Source organism: Actinomadura sp. NPDC049382 (assembly GCF_040677125.1).
In the GTDB taxonomy this organism is placed as follows: domain Bacteria; phylum Actinomycetota; class Actinomycetes; order Streptosporangiales; family Streptosporangiaceae; genus Spirillospora; species Spirillospora geliboluensis.
On record NZ_JBFARO010000131.1, the window covers coordinates 1 to 22,328 of the forward strand.

Consider the following 22,328-nt stretch of genomic DNA (forward strand, 5'->3'; position numbering starts at 1 on the left):
GGTTTGGGGGGGGGGGGGTTCTTCTACCTGGCGGGGGGGGCCCACGGCCCCCCGAGGGAGGGGGTCCGTGGCCGCCGGCGGCCGTCACAGGCAGATGGTCACGCTGTGCGAGCTGTGGCAGAGCAGGCTGAGGCTGCTGTTACCGCCGCCGCCGCCGTTCTCGCTCACCATTCCCTGAAGGTCGAGAAGCGCCATGTCTTCACCTCCTTTCGGGCTGGGTAGAGGTGGCCACCGCGGGGGTCCCCGCGAGGGGTCGGTGGGCCGTCCCGAGGAACGGCAGCCCGGCCGGCGCGGCGTGCAGGGCCGCGCCGAGCGCGAGCAGCACGCCGGCGGTCCCGGTCGCCAGGTCCATCGACAGCCGGTACATGTGCTCGCCGGGCATCGCCAGGCCGCCGCCGTAGGGGAGGGCGTGCCAGGCCAGGTCGCGGACGTGCCCCGCCACGCGCGGGTCGTCGCGGTCGTGCCGGGCCAGGTAGAGCAGCATCCCGGCGCGCCCGCTGAACAGGCTCGGCTGCGCGTAGTAGCGCGACATCGCGGCGACGCGGACGGCGCGCCGGGCCGTCTCGAACTCCTCGTCCGGGCGGTGCGCGAGGTACTCGTCCAGGACGAGGCCGATGCCGACGCCGCCGCGCGCGAGGTAGGGCAGCACCCGGCTGCCCTGGTCGACGTGCAGCGCGCCGTTGCGGTCGGTGACGCAGGCGGCGAGGTCGCGGCGCAGCGCGGCGGCGGCGAGGTCCAGCAGCGCGGGGTCGCCCGCGCGCTCGTACGCCCGGACGAGCATCAGCGCCGCGCCCGCGCCGCCGTGCATGAGGCCGGGCCGGGGGCTGCGCCCGTCCGGTGCCCGTTCCGCGACGATCGCGAGCGCGCGGCGGGCGGCGTCGCGCAGGTCCGCGTCGCCGGTCGCGCCGGCCAGGTCGTCCAGGACGAGCGCGAAGCCGGGCAGCCCGCCGTAGAGGTCGTCGCCGAGCCGCTCCCATTTCTCGTTCAGGCAGTGGTCGACGGCAGCGCGCGCGGCGTCCGCGTGGCCGAGGCGGGCCAGCACGTGGGCGGCGCCCATCAGCCCGTCGTACAGGCCGAGCCCGGTGCCGCGCCGGGGGTCGGCGGCACGTTCGGCCAGCCATTCCTCGTGCGCCGGGTAGCGGCCCGCGCCGGTCGCGTCCAGCGCGTACAGGACGCCGGCGGCGCCGTGCGCCAGCCCGAGGGACGCCCCGGAGAACTGCTCCACGTCACCGGGGAACAGCCGGTCGGGCCGGTCGGGCGTGGCACTCGCCAGGACGGCCCGCGACAGCGCCTCCCGGGCGCGGTCCCAGCCGGGCGCGTCCGGGACGAACGCGGGCGCCGGCGCCGGCTCGACGTCCCGCGCGATCTCCGCGACCGCCTCGTCCAGCCACGCGCGCGGCACCGGGAAGTTCTCGGCGATCATGTCGGCGAGCTGCCGCGCCTTGCCCCGGTCGATGACGAACAGCGTGGTCAGCGGGACGAACAGGGCCAGCCGCAGGCACGCCAGGCTGTACCGGTCGACGGCGGTGCCGCGCCGGTCGGGCGGGGCGAGGAACGCCGGGTTGGCGAGCGTCTGCCGGCCGCCGGCGGACGCGGGCGCCGCCGTCTCGAAGTCGATCAGCGCGACCGAGTCGTCCGGGCGGACCATCACGTTGAACATGTGCAGGTCGTTGAAGGCGACGCCGCGCTCGTGGATCGCGTTCAGCACGCGTTCCACTCCCGCGTGGACGCGCAGCGCCCACGCCGTGTACTCGGCTGTCCGGGCCGGATCCGGGTCGGGATCGAGCATCGGATGCCGTTCGGCGAAGAACGTGTTGAGGGTGCGCCCCTCGATGAACTCCTGGACGAGGAAATGGTGCTCGCCGAGCGCGAACCAGTCGAGCGCCGCGGGCACCCCGTCGATTCCGCCGAGTTTCCGGAGGACGTCGCGTTCGCGTTCCAGCCGGGTGACCGCGTCGGCGCCGTCGGCGGCGAGCCCGGCGTGCGGGCGCCCTTCCTTCAGGACGACCTTCGCGCCGCTGCGGGTGTCCACCGCCTGGTAGACGCCGCCGCCGTTGGAGAAATGCAGCGCCTTTTCGATGCGGTACGGAAGGTCGGTCGTCGTGGTGGCGCCGCGCGCCTTGAGGTGCGGTTCCAGACAGGCCGGCAGGCGCACCCATTCGGGGACGGTGAACACGGGCTCGCGCCGGTCGGGCACCAGCTCCCCGGCGCCGTTCTCCAGCGCGGGCACGAGCCTGCCCTGCTCGTCCAGGCACCGCCGCTCGGCGAACCCGCCGTACCGCACGTGCAGGGGGCCGTCGCCGATGCGCAGGTCGCTGAGGATGTAGGGGCCGGGCAGGCCGTCCACCAGGGCGCCGAGCCCGGCCAGCACGCGCTCCAGTTCGCGCTCGTCCTCGGGGTAGACCGTGACGAGCTTCCCGCTGGCGCCGCGCGGCGCGTACTTGGCGTTCCGCGTCCGCAGCGTCGCCGGGCCGCGCAGGTGCTTGAACTCGACGCCGGCCCCGACGCAGTACTCCCACGTCCGGGAGAGGACGTCCCCGGCGCTTTCCGCGCAGCCGCTCACATGGACTTTCCAGCCCTGCGCCGGAGTGCGCTGGACGGGCGGGACATAAACGACCCATTCGTCGCCGAAGACCTGCTCCCAGCCGTCCGGAAGAGGGCGGTGGGCGATGTCGAAATCGGTTTTCCGGGTGACCGGGGGAGCGTCGTAGAACACCTCGTCCGCGAGGCAGTAAAGCTCGTACCCCTTGTCCACGCCAGGATTTCCTTCCGCCCGGGCCCGCCGTCGGCGCGCGCTGTGGAAAAGAATGGCAAGGCGGCGGCGCGGCGCCTAGTACCGGAAATAACGAATGACCCGTGAAGATCTACCGGCCGCCGGCACGCGCCCGTCACCGGACCGCCGCACGGACGGCGTATTGAAACACGTTCTACTTTCTGCGTAGGCTGTGCCCGCAGCGACGCGACGGCCCGGAGGTGACGCCGGTGATCGGTGACAGGTTCCGCATCGACGGCCGGGCGGCGGTCGTCACCGGCGCGGGCCGCGGCATCGGCGCGGCCACCGCGGTCGCGCTCGCCGAGGCCGGCGCCGACGTGGCGGTCTCCGCCCGCACCGAGGAGCAGCTCCGCGATGTCGCCGCGCGGATCGAGGCGGCGGGGCGCCGCGCGCTGGTCGTCCCCGCAGACCTCAGCGACCCCGAGACGGCCGCGGACCTCGCCGGACGCGCCGCCGCGGAGTTCGGCCGCCTCGACATCGTGGTGAACAACATGGGCGGCGCCATGCCCGCCCCCTTCATGGACACCAAGCCCCGGCACCTGGAGAAGGCGTTCCGCTTCAACGTCGCCACCGCGCACGCGCTGACCCGCGCCGCCGTCCCGCACCTCCTGGAGTCCGAGGGCGGCAGCGTCGTCAACATCTCCTCCGCCGTCGGCCGCATCGCCGGCCGCGGCTACCTCGCCTACGGCAGCGCCAAGGCCGCGCTCGCCCACTACACGCGGCTCGCCGCGTTCGACCTGGCGCCGCGCGTCCGCGTCAACGCGATCGCCGTCGGCTCCGTAGCGACGTCCGCGCTCGACATCGTCATGACCGACGACGGGCTGCGCGCCGAGATGGAGCGCATGACCCCGCTGCGCCGCGTCGGCGACCCCGAGGACGTCGCCGCCGCCGTCCTCTACCTCGCCTCGCCCGCCTCCGCCTACGTCACCGGCAGCGTGCTGCGCGTGGACGGCGGCATCGACACCCCCAACCTCGACCTCCACCTGGAGGACCTGTGACCCACCGCGTCGTCCTCTGGAGCACCGGCAACGTCGGCCGGCACGCCATCGCCGGCATCGACGCCCGCCCCGACCTCGAACTCGCGGGCGTCTGGACGTCCACCCCCGCCAAGGAGGGCCGGGACGCGGGCGAGCTCGCGGGCCTCGGCCGCGACCTCGGCGTCACCGCCACCGGCGACGCCGACGCGCTGCTCGCCCTGCGCCCCGACTGCGTCGTCTACACCTCGATGGCCGACGTCCGGCTGATGGAGGCGATCGACGACCTGTGCCGCATCCTGCGCGCGGGGGTCAATGTCGTGTCCAGCAGCCCGGTGTTCCTGCAGTTCCCGGACGGCGTCGTCCCGGCCGAGATGTCCGACCCGGTGCGGGCGGCCGCCGCCGCGGGCAACGCCTCGATCTTCGTCAACGGCATCGACCCCGGCTTCGCCAACGACGTGCTGCCGCTCGCCGTCACCGGCATCAGCGAGCGCATCGACCAGGTCCGCTGCATGGAGATCCTCAACTACGCCACCTACGACCAGGGCACGGTCCTGTTCGACATCATGGGCTTCGGCCGCTCCCTGGACGAGACGCCGATGCTGCTCCAGCCCGGCGTCCTGACGATGGCGTGGGGGAGCGTCGTCCGGCAGCTCGCCGCCGGCCTCGGCGTCGAGCTGGACGGCATCGCCGAGAGCCACACCCGGCTGCCCGCCCCCGACACCTTCGACGTCTCCGCCGGGACGATCGCGAAGGGCACCGCCGCCGCGCTGCGCTTCGAGGTGCGCGGCATGCGCGGCGGCGACGCCGTCGTCGTGCTGGAGCACGTCACCCGGCTCCGCGACGACCTCGCCCCGGACTGGCCGCAGCCGTCCGGGGCGGGCTGCTACCGGGTCGAGGTCCGCGGCGAGCCGGACTACACCGTCGACCTGCGGCTGCTCGGCACGGACGGCGACCACAACACCGCCGGGCTGAAGGCGACCGCGATGCGGCTCGTCAACGCCGTCCCCGCCGTCGTCGCGGCGCCCCCCGGCCTGCTCAGCGCGCTCGACCTGCCGCTGATCCCCGGCCGCGGCCTGCTCTAGCCGGCGCGCGGACCGCCCGCCCTAGAGGCCGATCGCGTCGAGCACCGGCACGAGCTGCTCCTCCTCCCGGTCGAGGTGCGCCTCCAGCGCGGCGGTGAGCCGCTCGACCTCGGCGAGGAGCGTCGCCGGGTCGCCGCCGTCGAGGGCGCGGCGCAGCTCCGCCAGCAGCCCCTTGATCGCCTCGTGCTCGCCGCCCAGCCGCGCCAGCACCTGCGCGAGCTCCGGATGCCGCCGCGCCACGAGCGGGAACATCTGCTGGTCCTCGCCCATGTGGTGGTTGCCGAGGCCCTCGCACAGGGTCAGGCAGTTGATCCGCAGCTGCGCCCCGACACCGGCCGTCCCGGACGCGGCGACCTCCCCGCGGATCAGCCGGAGCTCGCGCCGGAACGCGTCGTGCACCGCGATGAGCATGGCGCTCGGCGTCGCGGGCCCGCCGGGCGGCCCGGCGGCAAGCGGGACGAGGGCGACGACGGGCAGCGTCCGCCCCGACTTCGCCTCGTACTCGCCCCACCCGGGATCGGACTCGACGGCCCGCGCGAACGCGGCGTCGCGCTCGGCCCCCGCCAGGACGACGGCGTCCGCCTCGTAGGTGAAGGCGCCGCTCTCGACCGTGACGCGCGGGTTCGCGACCAGGTTGCGGAACCACGCCGGGTGCTCCGGCGCGCCCCCGGCGGAGGCGATGACGAGGACGCGGCCGCCCTCGTCCGGCAGGTAGCCGAGCGGTGTCGTGCGCCGCAGGCCCGACCGGGCCCCGGTGGTGGTCAGCAGGAGGAGCCGCCCGTCCTCGAACATCCCGCCGACCCGGCCGCCGCCCGCGCGGAACTCCTCGATGACCTGCCTGTTGAAATCCATGTGTCTCCTGAATCTGTTTTCGGGCATGGCGAATCGGCCATGGAAACGCCGTGCGCCATGGCTGGAAGAATGGTGGATGAAGGCATGCCGAAGGCGCGGGCATGCCCGTTGACGTCACGCGACGCGCGTGCGGAGGAAGAAGAGGAAACGCGAAGAGCGGAGGCGGGCCGCGTGCCCGCGCCGGCCTCACTCGGAGGCCGGGAACCTCACTCGCTCGTGGCCAATGGCCGACCCGGCAGTCACGAATCGCACATTACCGCCACCGTCAACGCGGTGCAAGATCGACCGAATCCGGGTCCGCGGCGAAATTCGAAGAGGCGCCGGGTCACAGCCCTTCGCGGTGGGCGACGGCGGCGGCCTGGGTGCGGCTCGTGACGTCCAGCTTCGCGAGGATGTTGGAGACGTGCACGCTCGCGGTCTTCGGCGAGATGAACAGCGCCGCCGCGATCTCCCGGTTGTTGCGGCCCTCGGCGACGAGCTTCAGCACCTCGCGCTCGCGGGCGGTGAGGGCCGCCAGCGGCCCGGACGCCGCGGCCGCCGCCGGGCGGCCCGGGTCCAGCCGGGCGCGGGCGCCGAGGTCGCGCAGCGCCGCGAGCAGCGGCCGCGCCTCCAGGCGCTCGGCGGTCGCGACGGCCTTGCGCCACTGCGCGGCGGCGGCCTCCCGGTCGCCGTTCTCGGCCAGCGCCTCCGCCAGCCGCCAGCGGGACCGCGCCACCTCGTAGACGAAGCCGCCGTCGGGGTCGCCGTAGGTGAACAGGTCGGCGGACTCGCGCCACAGCGCGGCGTCGTGGACGCCGTCCACGCGGCGGCGCTCGGCCTCGGCGCGCGCCACCCACGCCCGGCCCTCGAACCCGAGCCAGTGCCGGCGCTCGCCCTCCTCGGTGAACTCGGCGGCCCGCCGCGCCCGCCGCAGCAGCTCGTCGCCGGCCTCCGCCGCCCGCCGGACGGCCGCGGCGTCGCCGGCGGCGCGGGCCCGCGCCGCCAGCTCGGCGTGGGCCCACAGCCCCGTCGCGGCGATGCGGATGAACGGCGCGCCGGCGCCGTAGAGCGTGGGCGAGATGGCGTCGACATGGGCGAGGACGGCCTGCGGGTCGTCCCGCCACAGGGCGTGCTCGGCGGCGAGGCCGCGCCCGATGTAGTTGGCGAGCTGGTCCTCGTGCCACAGTGGAGCGATCCAGCGCAGCCGCTCGTCGACGACCGGCAGCCCCTGCGCGACCTCGATGAACAGCGCGTACGCCGAGACCTGCGCCTCGTGCGGCCGGACGACCTGGAGCGGGAAGCCGGCCGCGATCCGGCCCGCCTCCGCCCAGTCCCCGGTCGTGTAGCGGACGAGGTACCGCAGGGTCCGCAGGGCGCTGCCGAACATGCTCCACTCGACGCCGCTGTCCAGCACGACCCGGACGCCCTCGTCGGTCGCCGCCGCGGCGCCCGCGAGGTCTCCGCGGTCGAACTTCGTCCGGGCGTACTGGAACCGGGCGCGCAGCGCCGCCTGCGGGCTGTCCCCGGCGGTGTCGGCGAGGTCGCGGGCCCGCGCGAACAGCTCGGCGACGCCGCTGTCGGCCTCGCGCGACTCCCGGTAGAGGCCGAGCGTGACCAGCAGCGCGGCCTCGGCGCCGGGCGTGCCGGCCTCGCGCGCGTACGCGGCGGCCTTCTCCGCCAGCTCGGGCATCTCGCCGTCCGGGTCCAGGTAGAGCAGCGTCCGGGCGTAGGTGGCGAGGGCCCAGGCGCGATCGGTGCTCGGCGGGTCGGGGGGCAGCATCCGCACCGCCTCCCGCGCCATCGCCCGCCCCTCCGCCAGCTCGTCGAGGTCGACCATGTACCCCGCGAGGTGCTCGCGGATCACCGAGCCGAGGGCGGGGTCGGCCGGGTCGGCGGCGTCCAGGAGCCGGCGCAGCCGGTTCGCCGCCCGCCGCACCTCGCCGGCCCGCGCGGACGCCTGCGCCGCGACCAGCGACAGCCGGACCCGGTCGGTGCCGGCGGCCTCCGCCGGGCCGGGCACGGCCTCCCACAGCTCCAGCGCCCGCTCGTAGTGCTCGAACGCCTCGGCGGGCGCGCCGAGCCGGTCGGCCTCCCGGCCCGCCCGGACCGACGCGGCGAACGCGGCCGGCAGGTCGTGCGCGGCGAGGCTGTGGTGGGCCAGCTCCGCCGCCGAGCCGCGCGTCCCGTCCGGGAGGCCGGCGAGGAGGCGGGCGAAGTCGGCGTGCAGCCGGGTCCGCTCGCCCGGCAGCAGGTCGGCGTAGACGGCCTCGCGCAGCAGCGCGTGCCGGAACGTGTACCCCGTCCCGGACGGGACGAGCAGCTGGTGGGACACGACCTCGCGCAGCGCCTCGCCGGCCGCCGCCTCGTCCAGCCCGGACACCCGCCGCACCAGCTCGTCGTCGACCCGCCGGCCCGCCACCGCCGCGACCCGCACGACCCGCTGCCCGGCCTCCGACAGCCGCTCCACCCGCGACAGCAGCAGGTCGGCGAGGCCGGACGGCAGCTCCGCCGCCGCGTTCCGCAGGTCGGACCCGGCCGAGTACAGCTCGCCCGCGTAGAACGGGTTGCCCTCCGAGCGCCGGTGGACCCGGTCCACGACCTCGGCGGCCACCGGCGCGGACCCGCGCGACAGCTCCGCGAGGTAGTCGGCGGTCTCGCCCGGCCCGAACGGCGGCACCTCGATGCCGGTCACGTTCGGCAGCCGCAGCAGCTCCGCCACCACCGGCCGCAGCGGATGCCGCCGGTGCAGGTCGTCCGACCGGTAGGTGCCGACGAGGCAGACCCGCTCGCGCTGCAGGACGCGGCTGAGGAACGTCAGCAGGTGCCGGGTGGACCGGTCGGCCCAGTGCAGGTCTTCGAGGACGAGCAGGACGGGCCGGTCCCGCCCCAGTTCGCCGAGCAGCCCGAGCACCGCCCCGAACAGCCGCTGCTGGCCGAGCTCCGACACGGCGCCGGGGTCGCCGTCGCCGTCCGGCATCAGGCTCCGCAGCACCGGCCGGGCGTCGAGCGCCGCGCGGACCTGCTCGGACTCCGGGGTGCCCGGCTGCGCGGCCGTCCACAGCGCGTCCGCGAGCGGCAGGTACGGCATGCTCTCGCCGAGCTCCGCGCACTGCCCGAGGAGCACGGTGCAGCCGTCGGCCCGCGCCGACCGGACCAGCGCCGACACCAGGTGCGTCTTGCCCACGCCCGCGTCGCCGCTGACCAGCACCACGCCGGCGCTGCCCGCGGCCGCCCGCGCCAGCGCGGCGGTGAGCTCCGCGAGCTCCGCCGCCCGGCCGATCAGCACCCCGTTCATGCCGTCGAGTATTCCAGCGGTCCGGACGTGCACGGGCCCCGGTTCCGGGGAGGGACACCGGGGCCCGCGAGACGGTGGGGCGGCGGGGGACGGGCGTCAGCCGACGAGCGCGGGGGTCTTGTCGGCCTCGTGCTCCGCCGTCTCCTCCTCGTCCGCCGGCTCGGGCTCGGGCGCGGGGAGCACCTTCAGGTAGGCGCGCAGCGTCTCGGCGGCGATTCGCTCCAGCGAGTAGCGGGAGCGGGCGCGGTCGGCGGCGGCGATCGAGTAGCCGTGCAGCGTCGTCTCCTCGGCCAGCAGGTGCCGGACGGCGCGGCCGATCACGACGGGCCGCCCCGCCGGGACGTGCAGCCCGGTGATGTGGTCGAGGACCTCGTCGGCGTTCCCGCCGGCCGGGGTCGCGACGACGGGCACGCCGCACGCCATGGCCTCCAGCGGCACCGACGGGCACGGCTCGTGCGGCGCGAGGCAGAGCACCAGGCTCGCGGTCCGCAGCAGCTTCGGCAGGTTCTTGTGCGGCAGCCGGCCGAGGAAGATCACCCGGTCGGCGACGTGCAGCTCCTTGGCGAGCAGGCGCAGCCGGTGCACGCCCTGGTCGCTCTCCAGGTCCTCGCGCTGCGGGCCGCCGGCGACGGCCAGCTCGGCGTCCGGGACGTGCACGAGGGCGCGCAGCGCGGTGGCGACGTCCCCGGTCTCCAGGTCGTCGCACACCATCACCAGGCGGGGCCGGCCGCCGTGCGGCATCGCCGGGCCGACCTGGGCGAAGTGGTCGCCGTCCACGCCATAGGGGACGACCGCGACCGACGGGCGCGGCACGCCCATCCGCACGACCTGCCCGGCCTCCTCGGCGTGCCCGGCGAGGACGAGGTCGGCGTCCCGCCCGATGGCCTTCTCCAGCCGGTCGCGGTGCGGGTGCACGCGGTGCCCGGCGCGGCGCTCGGTCGCGGCCACCCCGTGGTAGCTCTGCGCGAACGGGATGTCCAGCTCGCGCGCGACGGCGCAGGCGGCGAGGCCGCCGATCCAGCCGTGCGCGTGCACGATGTCGGGGCGCCCCGCACCGGACCAGCGCCGGCGCAGCCCGTCCGCGAAGTCGCGGATGTGCGCCAGCAGTTCCTCGTCCGGCAGCGGGCGGGCCGGCCCGGCGTCGAGGTGGACCAGGGTGGCGCCCGGCGCGAGCCTGGCCCGGCCGCGGGCGGCCTTGTCCTGGCGCCGCGCGTAGACCGTGACCTGGTTCGGCTCCCCGTCCGAGACGAGCGGGCGGGTGAGCGAGCGAGCGAGATCCCGGACGTGGATTGACTGCAGGTGTTCGCCGTCGAGGTCGGAGGCGGACACGAGTGCGATGTTAAGCGAGCGATGCATGACGGATCCTCCGGGACAACACAGGGGAAGCACGGAGGTATCTGCGTCGTAGACACCTGCTCGGCCAGTTTCATTTCCGCCCGCACTCACTGTCAAACCTGGCGAAACGGCACCGGGCCCGGCTCGACCCCATGAAAACACCACCGACCTGCGGGAATACTGGGCCAGATGAGTGACGAACCGATCTGGTACGTGGCCTACGGCTCGAACCTCTACCGGGAGAGGTTCCACTGCTACCTCGCCGGCGGCCGGCCCCGCGGCGCCGCCCGCCGCTACACCGGCTGCCGCGACCCCCGGCCCGCCCGCGCCGAGCAGTCGATCACGGTCCCCGGCGGGATCTACTTCGCGCACACGTCCCTGACCTGGGGCGGCGGGATGGCCTTCTACGACCCGGAGCTGCCCGGCCGCGCCGCCGCCCGCGCCTACCTGCTCACCCGCCGCCAGTTCTGCGACGTCCTGTCCCAGGAGATGCACGGCGACGCCGGCACCGACCACGACCTCTCCGAGGCGCTGGCGAGCGGCCGCCAGTGCCTCGGGCCCGGCCGCTACGAGACCGTCCTGAAGGTGGGCGAGCGGGCGGGCCGCCCCATGCTGACCTTCACCGCGCCCCGTCCGGCGCCGCCGAACGCGCCGACCGCCGCCTACCTGGCCATGCTCGGCAACGGCCTGCGGGAGGCCCACGGCTGGCCCGCCGCCCGCGCCGCGTCCTACCTGGCCGGGCGGCCCGGCGCCCGCGGCGCCTGGGCCCCCGGTGCCATCGCGGACCTGCTCCGCTAGGTTCCTGCCATGAACGTCGGTGACGTCGTTGACGATTTCGAGCTGCCCGACGAGACGGGCGAGCCCCGCACCCTGACCGGCCTCCTGGAGAAGGGGCCGGTGGTCCTGTTCTTCTACCCCGCCGCGCTGACCCCCGGCTGCACCGCCGAGGCGTGCCACTTCCGCGACCTGGTCGCCGAACTCGCCGAGGCGGGCGCCCACCCGGTCGGCGTCAGCGCCGACCCGGTCGCCAAGCAGAAGGAGTTCGCCGACCGGCACTCCCTCGGCTACCCGCTGCTGTCGGACCCGTCCGGCGAGGTCCGCGCCCGCTTCGGCGTCAAGCGCGGCGTGGCGCTGCTGCCCACCCGGCGCCAGACGTTCGTCATCGGCACCGACCGCCGCGTCCTCGCCGTGGTCAAGAGCGAGGTCCGCATGAACGTGCACGCCGACAAGGCCCTCGCCGCCCTCCGCGCCCGCTAGGGGCCCGCGCCCGCTAGGGCCGCCGGGGGCCGCGCCCGTCAGGAGACGACCGGGAGCGTGATGGCGGACGGCCGGCCGGGGTCGTGGAAGATCTCCTGGTCGGCGGTGAGCATCTCGGTGGCGGTGCCGATGGGGGCGCCGGTGCCGGAGTTGCGGGCGACGCGCGGGTAGGCGCCGCTCGCGACCTGGACGCGGACGCGGTGGCCGCGGCGGAAGCGGTGCCCGGCGGGCCAGAGTTCGACGGCGACGCGGCGCACCCCGTCGGCGCCGGCCTCCGGGGTGCCGGGGACGAGCCGCCGCATGCCCTCGCAGAGGTTGAGCGACGCGCCGTCCGGGGTGACGTCGCAGAGCCGGACGACGAAGTCGGTGTGCTCCCGGTTCGAGCGGATGTGCAGGTCGGCGGTGACCGGGCCGATGATCTCCAGGTCGTCGTCCAGCACGGCCGAGGTGTAGGTGAGGACGTCCCGGCGGCGCTCCAGCCGCTTCTGGTCGGTGGACGGGCGGGTCTCCCCGAGCAGCGTCGGCCCGCCGAGGAACGGCGTCGGGTGGTTCGGGTCGTAGCGGTAGGCGTCGGGGTCGGACTCGGGCGGGGCGTCGGTCGACAGCGCCCCGGCCGGCTGCAGGTGCCAGCGCTCCTCGCGCATGCCGGGGACGGGCCAGTCGGGGAACTCGCGCCACTCGTCCGCGCCGGTGATGTAGAGCCGGACGGGGTTCTCGCGGAGCCCGGACGGGTCGTCGAGGAGGTGGGCGCGGAACCAGGCGATGGAGTCGGAGACCGAGCCGCGCATCATCCGCTGGTCGGCGTGGAACCAGGGGCCGATCGTCAGGTACGGGCGGCGGCCGGCGGCGCGCAGGGCCGCGTAGTCCTTCATCTGCCAGGGCAGGAAGATGTCGTACCAGCCGCCCGTCATGTTCACCGGCGCGGTGACCTTCGACACGGTGGGGCTGAAGTCGCGCTTGTCCCAGAACGGGGTGTCGGGCCCGTTGACGAGGAGGTCCTGGAAGAAGCGCTGCTGCGCGCCGGTCGCGAGCCTGTCGAGCTCGGCGATCGGGCGCCCGGACAGGGTGGCGCGGCGGGCGCGGCGCGGCGACATGATGCCGGTCGTGATGCCGGAGAGGGAGTTCTTCATCCGCGCGGTCAGGTCGACCCAGATCAGCGCGGACTCCAGCGCGAAGGTGCCGCCGACGTTGACCGCGTCCCGGAACGTGGAGGCGGTGACCTGCATCGACAGGGCCTTCAGCTCCGGCCCGGCCTCGGCGGCGACGGCCCACTGCACGTAGCCGAGGTAGCTCGGGCCGTGCATGGCGAACGTCCCGCCGAACCAGGGCTGCGACGTCAGCCACTCGATGGTGGCGAGGCCGTCCTCGCGCTCGTCGAGGGCCTCGAAGACGCCGCCGGACCCGAAGCCGCCGCGGACGCTCTGCACCACCGCCTGGAACCCGTGGGACGCGAACGCCTGCCCGCACATCAGCCCGAACGGGCCGCGCCGCCCGTAGGGGGACCGGACGAGCACGACGGGCGCCCCGTCGACGCCCACCGGGGCGTACCGGTCGGCCAGCAGCGTCACTCCGTCGGCGGCGGGGACGGCGAGGTCGCGCTCGACGGTCACCCGGTGGGGGCCGTTGCGCAGTCCCAGCGCCGTGACCCCCAGCCGGCGCATCATTCCCACGGCTACCACGTGATCGATCGTATCCGCCACATCCGGCGACCCCGCGGCCACATGTCCCGCGATACGCCGCGGAGCACACCGCGGCTTCACTACGATCGGGACACGCAACTCGGCAAATCGGGATCTTACGGGCCGGATTCGGCCGGCTCGGCCGGTGATGGCCCCCGTTGGGAGAGTTACACGCGTCATGGGTGACCTGGGCGACCTGAGCTGGACGCGCGTCATCGCCGCCGCCGTCGTGATGGCGGCGGCACTGGCGATCGCCGTCCTCCTGCGGCTGCTGACCGGGCGGCTGACCCGGCGGGCGGGCGACACCCGGTGGGCCTGGGACGACCTCGCCGCCCGCCTGATCCGCGACCTGGCGATGCCGCTCGCGGTGCTGCTCGGGCTGTGGACGGCGGCGAAGGTGCTGGAGCTGCCGCGCGGCACCCTGGACGTCACCGCCAAGATCCTCACCGCGGTGACGATCCTGGTGGTGTCGCTGGCGCTGGCCCGGCTGATCGCCGCGTCGGTGACCTCGATCGCGCTGGCCCGGCAGGGCGTCGCCGCGAACGTCACGATCTTCGCGAACATCACCCGGGTGATCGTGCTCGGCGTCGGCGTCCTGGTGATGCTGCAGAGCATCGGGGTGTCCATCACGCCGCTGCTCGGCGCCCTGGGCGTCGGCGGTCTCGCGGTCGCGCTGGCCCTGCAGGACACGCTCGCGAATCTGTTCGCGGGCGTGCACGTCCTCGCGTCAAAGACGATCGAGCCCGGCGACTACATCAAGCTGGCCACCGGCCAGGAGGGGTACGTCGTCGACATCAACTGGCGCAACACCTCCATCCGGACGCTGTCCGACAACATCGAGGTCATCCCGAACCAGCGGTTCTCCGACACGATCCTCACCAACTACCACCGGCCCGCGCAGGACATGTCGGTCATGGTGTACGCGAAGGTGCCCTACGAGGTCGACCTCGACGCCGTGGAGGAGATGCTCGTCAAGGTCGGCCACGACGTCATGAACGACGTGCAGGGCGGCGTCGCCGACTGCAACGTCCTGGTGCGGTTCGACGACTTCAACGACGCCTCGGTCGGCTTCCACGTGATCCTGCGGTCCAGCGAGTTCGGCGACCAGTTCGCGATCAAGCACGAGTTCCTCAAGCGCCTGCACCGCACGCTCCGCGAGGAGGGCATCGCGCCGCCGTACTGGCACCACCGCGTGGTCGTGGACGAGCCGTCGCCCACCGCCGCGGCCGCCGCCAACGGGATCGCGCCGCGCTGACTCACGCGGGCGGGGGCGCGACCTCGTCGAACCAGGCGAGGAACTCCGCGTCGCCGAACATCCGCGCGGTCTCGGCGGCCGACGGCGACCCCGCCCGCGGGTCGGCGCCCGCGTCCAGCAGGGCCCGCACCACGGCCGTCTCCTTCTTGAACACCGCGCCCGCGAGGGGCCGCTGGCCGCGGTCGTTGGCGCGCTCGGGGTCGGCGCCGCGCGCGGCGAGGGCCCGGACGGTCTCCGGGTGGCCGTGGTACGCGGCGAGCATGAGGAGCGTGTCGCCCCGCTCGTTGGCCAGGTTCACCGGCGCCCCGGCGTCCACGTAGCCGACGAGCCGCCCGGTGTCGCCGGCCCGCGCCAGGTCGAACATCCGGTCGGCGAACTCGTCGCCCTCCGGGAAGGCGTCGGCGAGGACGCTGTCCGCGGTGAGCAGGCCGCCGAGGCTGTCCTCGCCGTAGGACAGCCGCTTCTCCAGCGCGACCAGCGCGCCGTCCTCGGGGAACGAGCAGAACCGCACGTCGTCGGCCAGCGACCGCATGATCAGCAGTCCGCGGCCGTGCTCGGCCGACGGGTCGGGCAGCGGGACGCGCCCGGCGTCGAACCCGGTGCCCGAGTCGATGACCTTGATGGTGCAGCGGCGGTCCTGGATGGTGGCGCGCACCGTGTAGCGGGCGCCGTGCTCGGCGTGCCTGATCACGTTGCTGCACGCCTCGGTCAGCATCATCTCGATGTCGTCGCGGATGTGGTCCTCGACCCCGAGTGCGGCGAGCGCCGCGTCCAGGAGCCTCCGCGTGGCCGGGACGCTCGCGGCGTCCCGGGGGAGCAGGAGGTCCAGGCTGATTTCCACATCATCTCCGTCGGTCCCCCTGAATCGTGCCCTTTCGGTCGCGCTCAAACATGCGGGGGACGGCCGGGCCGTCACGCCGGCTCGGTGGGGCGGGGCGCGTAGTCGTCCACGTACTCCTGGCCCGACAGCGCCTGGATCGCCTCCATGATCTCGTCGGTGACCTGCCGGGCGGCCTTGCCGCGCGGGACGCCCTCGTCCCGGCCCCGGAAGTCCATCGGCGGGCCGACGCGCAGCCCGATCCGGCCCGGCCGCGGGACGGCCCGCCCGCGCGGCTGCACCCGGTCGGTGCCGGTGATCCCGACCGGGACGACGGGCGCCCCGGTCCGCATCGCGAGCCGCGCCACCCCCGTGCGGCCCCGGTAGAGCCGCCCGTCGGGGGAGCGGGTGCCCTCGGGGTGGATGGCGAACACGCCGCCGCGCGCCAGCACCGCCGCCGCGGCGTCGAGCGCGTCCAGCGCCGCCCGCCCGCCGGACCGGTCGACCGCGATCGCCCCGACGCCGCGGAAGAACGTCGCCGTGGCGCGCCCCTTCATCCCCGCCCCGGTGAAGTACTCGTGCTTGCCGAGGAAGTGGACCCGGCGCGGCAGGATCAGCGGCACCGCGAACGAGTCGAGGAACGCCAGGTGGTTCGCCGCGATGATCACCGGCCCGGTCCGCGGGACGTGCCGCACCCCGCTCACCCGGGGCAGGAACGCGACGCGCATGGCGGGTCCCATGACGACGTACTTCATCAGCGGATAGACAAGGCGCTCGGGGTCCATGTCCGAGAAGGCTATGGGCCGCGCGGCCCCCGCCGCCGGTGGGGCCCGATACAAACCGGGACCCCCGGATCTTGTAGGAAACCGCAATGGCGCGCCGGTCAGCCGGCGGCGGCCGCCGCGTCCATGCTCCGGATCAGCTTGCGGACGGCGGGCGCCGCCGGGCCGCTGCGCGCGGTCAGCTCCGCGATCCGCCGCCGGTAGCGCCGCCGGTCGGGGCGCGGCAGCACCGAGCCGAGCCCGCCCGCCGCCGCGAGCGCCACCGCCGCCGCGTCGTAGCTGTTGACATGCGCCACCGGCCGCCCCCGCAGCGCCGACGACGCGCCGCCCCACAGCTCCTTCACGACCCGCGGGTCCTTCACCGTGACCTCGTGCCGCGGGACGAGCCCGAGCACCCGGGTGCGGCGCACCCGGATCCAGCCGTCCCGCTCCAGCTCGTCCCGGACCGTCTCCACGATGGCCTTGGCGTCCGTCCGCACCCAGTGCTGCCAGGACCGGGGCCGGGACGCCGCGATCTGCGCCGCCACCCCGTACGGGTCGTCGCCCGGCGTGCCCGGGACGGGGCGGCGCCGCTCCTCCTGCAGCCGCCCGTCCAGGTACAGCTCGGTCAGCGCGGCGCCGCGCAGCACGTAGCCGAGCCGCGCGCCCCCGCTGGTCATCTTCTGCTTCCTCAGGTCGTACGCCAGCAGGTACATGCGCGCCGGCAGCGACTCCGGAACCTCGACCATGGCTAGTCCTCGCTCCCGCCGCCCGGCGGGTCGTCCTCGTCCGCGGGCCAGCGCCCGTCCCCGTCCCCGTTTCCGTCACCGTCCGGGGGCCGCGGCCGCCTGCGCGGCCGGCCCGGCCCCCGCATCCGCTCCGCCGACCCCGGCATCCGGCCCGCGTCGGCGAGCGCCCGCCGCAGCAGGAACTCGATCTGCGCGTTGGTGCTGCGCAGCTCGTCCCCCGCCCACCGGGCCAGCGCGTCGTGCACGGCCGGGTCGAGCCGCAGCAGGATCTTCTTCCGCTCCGCCACTGCTACGCGCGGTCACTGGTAGAGGCTGCCGGCGTTGACCACCGGCTGGGCGTCCCGGTCCGCGCACAGCACGACCAGCAGGTTGCTCACCATCGCCGCCTTGCGCTCCTCGTCCAGTTCCACGACGTTCTCCTCGTCCAGCCGGTCGAGCGCGAGCTGCACCATGCCGACCGCGCCCTCCACGATCCGCTGCCGCGCCGCCACGACCGCGCCCGCCTGCTGCCGGCGCAGCATCGCCTGCGCGATCTCCGGCGCGTACGCCAGCCGGGTGATCCGGGACTCGATGATGTCCACCCCGGCGGACGCGACGCGCTGCGCCAGCTCCTCCGACAGCTGCGCGGTGATCTCGTCGGCGTTGTCGCGCAGCGAGGTGCGGTCGGCGGCGTCGTAGGGGAAGCTGCCCGCGATGTGCCGGACGGCCGCCTCGGTCTGGAACGCGACGAACTCCACGAAGTCGTCCACCTCGAAGACCGCCCGCGCGGTGTCGGCGACCTGCCACACGACCACGGCGGAGATCTCGATCGGGTTCCCGTCCAGGTCGTTGACCTTGGCGAGCCCGGTCTCGTGGTTGCGGATCCGGGTCGAGACCCGGCGCCGCTCGGTCAGCGGGTTCACCCAGCGCAGCCCGTCGGTGCGGACGGTCCCGGAGTAGCGCCCGAGCAGCTGCAGCACCCGCGCCTCGCCCGGCGCGACCGGGGTGAGCCCGGCCGCGAGGACCAGCCCCGCGACCACCAGCAGGCCGCCCACCGCGCCGCCGACCGCGATGGCGGCGGCCCCGCCGGCCGCCACCCCGACGGCGATCGACGCGCCGCCCACCGCGACCCACAGCAGCGCGACGCCCAGCATCAGCCACCCGCCGCGGTCCCGCGCCGCCCGCTCCTCGATCTTCGGCCTCGGCATCTCCACCCGGGTCACCGCGTCCGCCATGCCGTCCTCCCGTTCCTCGGTTATCACCATCATAGCAAAGTGATATCACATTTCCAGGCATGGAGGACGGCGGGGCGCCCGCCCGGCTCAGGGGAGCGGGACGAGGTCGGGCTCCTCGGCGTCCTCGATGACCTTGGGCACGTTCCGCAGGGTCACCAGCGCGAAGACGGCGACCGCGGCGGCGAACCCGGCGCTGCACACGAGCGCGGCGTGCATGCCGTCCACGAAGGCCTCGCGGGCGGCGGTGGCGATCTGCGCCCCGAGCGCCGCGGGGAGGTCCGCGGCGGCCTGGAGGGCGGCGGCCAGCGAGTCGCGCGCGGCGGCCGCGGCCGGCGCCGGGACGCCGGCGGGCAGGTCCAGGACGTTGCGGTACACGGCGGTCAGCACGCTGCCGAGGACCGCCATGCCCAGCGCGCCGCCCAGCTCGGTCGCCGTCTCGGCGATCGCCGACGCCGAGCCCGAGCGCTCCTTCGGCACCGACGCGAGCACGGTGTCGGCGGTGACCGTCATCGCCAGCCCCATCCCGAGCCCGGCCAGCAGCATGGACGGGAGCATCAGCCAGTACGAGGTGTGCAGGCCGATCACCAGGTAGAGGGAGAACCCGCCGGCCGAGACCAGCATGCCGGCGGCGACGACGCGGGCCCGGCCGAGCGCGTTGATCAGCGGCGGGGCCAGCACGGCGCCCCCGATCATGGCCCCGGCCGCGCCGGGCAGGCCCGCCAGGCCCGCCTTGAGCGGCGACCAGCCGAGCGCGAGCTGGAAGAACAGGGAGAAGATCAGCGACTGGGCGACCAGGGTGAACATCGCGAACATGTTGGTGGCGACGGAGCCGGCGAACGCGGCGCGGCGGAACAGCCGGACGTCGATCAGCGGCTCGGCCGTCCGGGTCTGCCGGACGACGAACGCCGCCAGCGCCGCCAGCCCGATCGCGAGCGAGACGTAGACGCGGGTCTCGTCCAGGCCGTGCGCGGCGGCCTCCTTGATCGCGTACACCGCGCCGAGCACGCCGGCGATCGACAGCGGCACGCTCGGCAGGTCCAGCCGGCCCGGCACGGGGTTGCGCGACTCCGGCAGCACGATCGCGCCGGCGACCAGCACCACGGCCATGATCGGCACGTTGATCATGAAGACGGAGCCCCACCAGAAGTGGTTCAGCAGCGCCCCCGCCAGGACCGGGCCGAGGCCGACGGCGAGACCGGCGACGCCGCTGAACGCGCCGATGACCGCGGTCCGCTCCTTCGGCTCGGGGAACGCCCGGCGGATCAGCGACAGGCCGGACGGCATCAGCGTCGCCCCCGCCACGCCGAGCAGCGCGCGGGCTGCGATCAGCAGCTCGGCGCTCGGCGCGTACGCGGTCACCGCGGACGCCGCGGCGAACACCGCGGTGCCGATCAGCAGCAGCCTCCGGTGCCCGACCCGGTCGCCGATGCCGCCCATGGTGATCAGCAGGCCGGCGAGCGTGAACCCGTAGGCGTCGGCGATCCACAGGATCTGGGTGGCCGAGGGGTCCAGGTCCGCGCTCAGATGCGGGACGGCCTGGTTCAGCGCGGTCAGGTCGATGTTCGGCACGAGCGCTGCCAGCAGGCAGATCGCGAAGGTGCCCCACTTGCGGGCTGAGGAGTTCATGACCGCAACGGTCGCGGGGCGCGCTGACCGTTCCCGCACCGTCCGCTGACGGCCGGGCGCGCGGGCCGTCAGCGCCCGTCAGGGGCCGCCGGCGCCCGCCGGCGCTCGTCAGCCGGTGCCGGTGAGGATCGCGCCCGCCCGGTCGCGGGGGAGCGCGGCGGCCGCCGCGAAGGCCCGCTCGAAGGCGGCGTCGCCCAGCAGGCCGCGGGCCGCGTCGGCGGCGCGCTCGGCGTCGGGGCCGCCCGCGGCGTGGACGCCGCGCAGCGCCTCCGCCACCCCGAGCAGCAGCGCCGCGCGCTCCCCGTCCCCGTCGGCGGCGGCCGCCCCCGCCAGCCCGGTCGCCACGGCCGTCCGGTAGACGAAGATGGGATGGTCCAGCGACATGTCGAGGGCCTCGCGGAACAGCGTGCGGGCCCGTCCTGTGTCGCCCTCGGCGACCGCCAGCCAGCCCAGCCCGACGAGCGCCGAGCCGCGCGTCGCGGCGGCGATGAACCGCTCGGAGGCGAAGCCGGTGAGGGCCGTCTCGTAGAGCCGCCGCGCCTCGCCGAGGTCGCCGCGCAGCCGCGCCACCTCGCCGAGCCCGTAGTGGCCGGCGGCGACCTTGTCGGGCGCGCCGGCCCGGCGGCCGAGCTCGATGCCGCGCTCCAGGTCCGGCCGCGCCGCCTCCGGCCGCCCGCCGCGGATCAGCACGTGCGCCCGCTGGTAGAGCAGGTCGGCGGTGTCCTCCAGCGCGCCGAGCGGCGCGAGGACGTCCAGCGCCTCGTCCAGCAGCGCGATGGCGCGGGCGTGGTCGCCGCGCCAGCCGGCCGCCTGCGCGAGGGTGTCGAGAACGTTGGCGATGCCCCACCGGTCGCCGCGGGACCGGAAGAGCCGCAGCGCCTCGCCGCAGTGCCGCTCCGTCGCGGCGACGTCCCCGGCGTGCTGGGCGAGGAACCCGTCGCTCATCGCGACCAGCGCCCGCGTCCACGGGTCGTCCCCGATCTGCCGGGTGAACGCCGCGTAGTCGGTGCGCTCGGGCCCGGCGGTGAGCGCCCACAGGACGATCACGACCGGGTACCGCACCGCCCGGTCGACGCGCTGCAGCAGCACCGCGGCGCGGTCGAGCCACGCCACCGCCCGCTCGCCGGCGATCCCGCCCGCCACCGCGTTGGTGACGCAGAGGACGTACTCCTCCTCCATCCCCGCCGGCGGTTCGGGGCCGAGCGCGTCGAGCAGCTCCGACGCCAGCGCCGCGCCCTCCACCCGGCCGCGCAGCCACCAGTACCACGACAGCGACGCGACCGTCCGCAGCGCGAGCGCCGGGTCGGCGCGCACGCCCCACCGCAGCGCCGCGTGCAGGTTCCCGTGGTCGGCGGCGAGCAGCTCCAGCCACTCCAGCTGCCCGGTCCCGCGCAGGTGCGGCTCGGCGCGCGCGGCCAGCCCGGCGAAGTACTCGGCGTGGGCCCGCTCGAACCGCTCCCGCTCGCCCGCCTCGGCGAGGCGCTCGGCGCAGAACGCCCGGACCGTGTCGAGCATCCGGTACCGCGACCCGTCGCTCTGCACCAGCGACTTGTCGGCCAGCTCGACCAGCAGCTCGTCGGCGTCGTCCAGGTCGCAGACGCCCGCCGCCGCCTCCAGCGCGAGGCCGCCGGAGAACACCGTCAGCCGCCGGGCGAGGGTGCGCTCCGCCTCGTCGAGGAGGTCCCAGCTCCACTCGACGACCGCGCGCAGCGTCCGGTGGCGCGGCGCCGCCGCCCGGTCCCCGCGCGACAGCAGCCGGAACCGGTCGTCCAGCCGCGTCGCGACCTCGGCGACCGGCAGCGACCGCAGCCGCGCCGCCGCCAGCTCGATCGCCAGCGGCAGCCCGTCCAGCGCCCGGCAGATCCGCAGCACGGCCCCGGCGTTGCCCTCGTCCACCGCGAAGCCGGGACGGACGGCCTCGGCCCGGTCCAGGAACAGCCGCACCGCCGGGTAGCCCTGGAGCGCCTCGGCCGGGACGCCGTCCGGCGGCAGCTCCAGCGGCGGCAGCGGCCGCAGCGCCTCCCCGGTGATCGCGAGCGCCTCCCGGCTCGTGGCCAGCACCCGCAGCCGCGGGCACGCGCCGAGCAGCCGGCGCGTGATCCGCGCGACGGGCGCCACGACGTGCTCGCAGTTGTCCAGGACGAGCAGCAAGTGCCGCCCCTCCAGGGCCGTGACCAGGCGCTCCACCGCGTCCGGCGACGGCTCGCCCGGGGCGGGCAGCATCCCGCCCTCGCGCAGCCCGAGCGCGCCGAGCATCGCCTTCGGCACCTCGTCCGCGACGACGGGCGCCAGGTCGACGAAGCAGACCTCGCCGCCCTCGCGTCCCGCCGCCTCGATCGCGAGCCGCGTCTTGCCCGCGCCGCCGGGCCCGAGCAGCGTGACGAGCCGCCCGTGCGCGAGCATCTTCCGCACGCGCCGCAGCTCCTCCTCGCGCCCGACGAAGCTGGTGAGCTGCGCGGGCAGGTTCGGCCGGACCGCCTCGGGGGCGGCGTCGCCGCGCAGGACGGCCAGGTGCGCATCGGCCAGCTCCTTGGACGGGTCGGCGCCCAGCTCCTCGGCCAGCGCCCGCCGCCCGTCCTCGAACACCGCGAGCGCCTCCGCCTGCCGGCCGCCGGCGTGCAGCGCCCGCATCAGCAGCGCCCGCGCCCGCTCGCGCAGCGGCTGCGCGGCCACCAGG

General features: G+C 75.4%; 18 protein-coding genes and 1 pseudogene. 5 read left to right on the forward strand and 14 right to left on the reverse strand.

Annotated features, from left to right (window positions below; genetic code table 11):
- Positions 1-84 precede the first annotated feature (84 nt).
- Together AB0K34_RS39240 and lanKC are read right to left on the reverse strand one after the other, a co-directional pair.
- The gene (locus AB0K34_RS39240; protein ID WP_131732834.1) at positions 85-195 is read right to left on the reverse strand and encodes a SapB/AmfS family lanthipeptide; all 111 of its coding nucleotides are present in this window, start codon (positions 193-195) and stop codon (positions 85-87) included.
- Positions 196-199: 4 nt separating this feature from the next.
- The gene (lanKC, locus tag AB0K34_RS39245; RefSeq protein ID WP_301178145.1) at positions 200-2,755 is read right to left on the reverse strand and encodes a class III lanthionine synthetase LanKC; all 2,556 of its coding nucleotides are present in this window, start codon (positions 2,753-2,755) and stop codon (positions 200-202) included.
- 227 nt (positions 2,756-2,982) lie between these two features.
- Here lanKC and AB0K34_RS39250 point away from each other — a divergent pair, with 227 nt between their 5' ends.
- Complete coding sequence (locus tag AB0K34_RS39250; RefSeq protein WP_301178146.1) at positions 2,983-3,771, forward strand: SDR family oxidoreductase; 789 nt, start codon at positions 2,983-2,985, stop codon at positions 3,769-3,771.
- Positions 3,768-4,832, forward strand: a complete 1,065-nt coding sequence (locus tag AB0K34_RS39255) for a dihydrodipicolinate reductase (protein ID WP_301178147.1) — start codon at positions 3,768-3,770, stop codon at positions 4,830-4,832. Before AB0K34_RS39250 ends, AB0K34_RS39255 begins: the two co-directional genes overlap by 4 nt.
- 21 nt (positions 4,833-4,853) lie before the next feature.
- On the opposite strand, the gene AB0K34_RS39260 is transcribed toward AB0K34_RS39255, so the two are convergent.
- The 3 genes from AB0K34_RS39260 to AB0K34_RS39270 form a co-directional block, all read right to left on the reverse strand.
- Positions 4,854-5,684 carry a nitroreductase/quinone reductase family protein gene (locus tag AB0K34_RS39260; RefSeq protein ID WP_301178148.1) on the reverse strand — a complete coding sequence of 277 codons (831 nt, stop codon included), beginning with the start codon at positions 5,682-5,684 and terminating at the stop codon, positions 4,854-4,856.
- Between the two features lie 325 nt (positions 5,685-6,009).
- Positions 6,010-8,958, reverse strand: coding sequence for an AAA family ATPase (locus tag AB0K34_RS39265; protein WP_364553827.1), 2,949 nt, complete (start codon positions 8,956-8,958; stop codon positions 6,010-6,012).
- A gap of 96 nt (positions 8,959-9,054) precedes the next feature.
- On the reverse strand, positions 9,055-10,287 hold the full coding sequence (locus tag AB0K34_RS39270; protein ID WP_301177901.1) for a glycosyltransferase: 1,233 nt from the start codon (positions 10,285-10,287) through the stop codon (positions 9,055-9,057).
- A 195-nt stretch (positions 10,288-10,482) separates the two neighbouring features.
- Here AB0K34_RS39270 and AB0K34_RS39275 point away from each other — a divergent pair, with 195 nt between their 5' ends.
- Both AB0K34_RS39275 and AB0K34_RS39280 read left to right on the forward strand, forming a co-directional pair.
- A complete protein-coding gene (locus AB0K34_RS39275) occupies positions 10,483-11,091 on the forward strand; it encodes a histone deacetylase (protein ID WP_301177900.1) in 609 nt (202 codons plus the stop codon).
- A 9-nt stretch (positions 11,092-11,100) separates the two neighbouring features.
- Positions 11,101-11,550 carry a peroxiredoxin gene (locus AB0K34_RS39280; RefSeq protein ID WP_138639468.1) on the forward strand — a complete coding sequence of 150 codons (450 nt, stop codon included), beginning with the start codon at positions 11,101-11,103 and terminating at the stop codon, positions 11,548-11,550.
- A 38-nt stretch (positions 11,551-11,588) separates the two neighbouring features.
- Here the strand turns inward: AB0K34_RS39280 and AB0K34_RS39285 are convergent, their stop codons facing one another.
- A complete protein-coding gene (locus tag AB0K34_RS39285; RefSeq protein ID WP_356948798.1) occupies positions 11,589-13,229 on the reverse strand; it encodes a CocE/NonD family hydrolase in 1,641 nt (546 codons plus the stop codon).
- A 178-nt stretch (positions 13,230-13,407) separates the two neighbouring features.
- Between AB0K34_RS39285 and AB0K34_RS39290 the strand changes: the two genes are divergently transcribed.
- The gene (locus tag AB0K34_RS39290) at positions 13,408-14,484 is read left to right on the forward strand and encodes a mechanosensitive ion channel family protein (protein ID WP_138639469.1); all 1,077 of its coding nucleotides are present in this window, start codon (positions 13,408-13,410) and stop codon (positions 14,482-14,484) included.
- 1 nt (position 14,485) lies between these two features.
- Here AB0K34_RS39290 and AB0K34_RS39295 read toward each other — a convergent pair whose 3' ends face one another.
- The 8 genes and pseudogenes from AB0K34_RS39295 to AB0K34_RS39330 all read right to left on the reverse strand — a co-directional run.
- Positions 14,486-14,848, reverse strand: a complete 363-nt coding sequence (locus AB0K34_RS39295; RefSeq protein WP_205719491.1) for an ankyrin repeat domain-containing protein — start codon at positions 14,846-14,848, stop codon at positions 14,486-14,488.
- Positions 14,849-14,968: 120 nt separating this feature from the next.
- Positions 14,969-15,400 (reverse strand): annotated as a pseudogene (locus AB0K34_RS39300) (ATP-binding protein); the annotation flags it as partial.
- On the reverse strand, positions 15,397-16,086 hold the full coding sequence (locus AB0K34_RS39305; RefSeq protein ID WP_138639470.1) for a lysophospholipid acyltransferase family protein: 690 nt from the start codon (positions 16,084-16,086) through the stop codon (positions 15,397-15,399). The pseudogene AB0K34_RS39300 and the gene AB0K34_RS39305, both read right to left, overlap by 4 nt.
- Before the next feature lie 98 nt (positions 16,087-16,184).
- Positions 16,185-16,811 carry a GPP34 family phosphoprotein gene (locus AB0K34_RS39310; protein ID WP_138639471.1) on the reverse strand — a complete coding sequence of 209 codons (627 nt, stop codon included), beginning with the start codon at positions 16,809-16,811 and terminating at the stop codon, positions 16,185-16,187.
- A gap of 2 nt (positions 16,812-16,813) precedes the next feature.
- Positions 16,814-17,098 (reverse strand): hypothetical protein, encoded by a 285-nt coding sequence (locus tag AB0K34_RS39315; RefSeq protein ID WP_138639472.1) that lies wholly within the window; start codon positions 17,096-17,098, stop codon positions 16,814-16,816.
- Positions 17,099-17,110: 12 nt separating this feature from the next.
- Entirely contained in the window at positions 17,111-18,025 is a 915-nt protein-coding gene (locus AB0K34_RS39320) for an SPFH domain-containing protein (protein ID WP_301177903.1), read from the reverse strand.
- An 87-nt stretch (positions 18,026-18,112) separates the two neighbouring features.
- Positions 18,113-19,651 (reverse strand): MFS transporter, encoded by a 1,539-nt coding sequence (locus tag AB0K34_RS39325; protein WP_138639473.1) that lies wholly within the window; start codon positions 19,649-19,651, stop codon positions 18,113-18,115.
- Positions 19,652-19,759: 108 nt separating this feature from the next.
- Positions 19,760-22,328: tetratricopeptide repeat protein (locus tag AB0K34_RS39330; RefSeq protein WP_364553831.1), on the reverse strand; the 2,569-nt coding region annotated here is incomplete at its 5' end.

What these genes read in the sequence shown, in the direction of transcription:
- AB0K34_RS39240 (WP_131732834.1), bottom strand. Translation starts at nt 195, where the DNA reads ATGGCGCTTCTCGACCTTCAGGGAATGGTGAGCGAGAACGGCGGCGGC.
- AB0K34_RS39260 (WP_301178148.1), bottom strand. Translation starts at nt 5,684, where the DNA reads ATGGATTTCAACAGGCAGGTCATCGAGGAGTTCCGCGCGGGCGGCGGC.
- AB0K34_RS39265 (WP_364553827.1), bottom strand. Translation starts at nt 8,958, where the DNA reads ATGAACGGGGTGCTGATCGGCCGGGCGGCGGAGCTCGCGGAGCTCACC.
- AB0K34_RS39275 (WP_301177900.1), top strand. Translation starts at nt 10,483, where the DNA reads ATGAGTGACGAACCGATCTGGTACGTGGCCTACGGCTCGAACCTCTAC.
- AB0K34_RS39280 (WP_138639468.1), top strand. Translation starts at nt 11,101, where the DNA reads ATGAACGTCGGTGACGTCGTTGACGATTTCGAGCTGCCCGACGAGACG.
- AB0K34_RS39290 (WP_138639469.1), top strand. Translation starts at nt 13,408, where the DNA reads ATGGGTGACCTGGGCGACCTGAGCTGGACGCGCGTCATCGCCGCCGCC.
- AB0K34_RS39295 (WP_205719491.1), bottom strand. Translation starts at nt 14,848, where the DNA reads ATGTTCGACCTGGCGCGGGCCGGCGACACCGGGCGGCTCGTCGGCTAC.
- AB0K34_RS39305 (WP_138639470.1), bottom strand. Translation starts at nt 16,086, where the DNA reads ATGGACCCCGAGCGCCTTGTCTATCCGCTGATGAAGTACGTCGTCATG.
- AB0K34_RS39310 (WP_138639471.1), bottom strand. Translation starts at nt 16,811, where the DNA reads ATGGTCGAGGTTCCGGAGTCGCTGCCGGCGCGCATGTACCTGCTGGCG.
- AB0K34_RS39320 (WP_301177903.1), bottom strand. Translation starts at nt 18,025, where the DNA reads ATGGCGGACGCGGTGACCCGGGTGGAGATGCCGAGGCCGAAGATCGAG.
- AB0K34_RS39325 (WP_138639473.1), bottom strand. Translation starts at nt 19,651, where the DNA reads ATGAACTCCTCAGCCCGCAAGTGGGGCACCTTCGCGATCTGCCTGCTG.